The 280-nt window shown below is 70.7% G+C and carries 1 pseudogene; it reads right to left on the reverse strand.

Annotation, left to right across the window (positions count from 1 at the left end):
- Window positions 1-280: pseudogene (locus IU459_RS37885) on the reverse strand (malate dehydrogenase); the annotation flags it as partial.

A 280-nucleotide genomic window follows, 5' to 3' on the forward strand; every position in this document is an offset into this window, starting at 1 on the left:
GCACCCAATCGTGGATGTGGTCGATCGCGGCGCTGGCGGCGCTGGCGGCCGAGGAAGCACCGCGAGCCTGGATGATCGCGGTGCCGCGCTGCTGTACGGTAGGCAGGAAGTCATCGCGCACCCAGTCGTGGTCCACCACCTCGAGCGCCGGACGGCCGGCGACGGTGGCATGGGTGAGGTCCGGGTATTGGGTCGCCGAGTGGTTGCCCCAGATCGCGACCCGTTCGATCTCCGCGGCCGCGGCCCCGGTCTTCTTGGCCAGCTGGGCGATGGCCCGGTT

Origin of the sequence: Nocardia amamiensis (assembly GCF_015477605.1) — a bacterium.
Taxonomy (GTDB): domain Bacteria; phylum Actinomycetota; class Actinomycetes; order Mycobacteriales; family Mycobacteriaceae; genus Nocardia; species Nocardia amamiensis_A.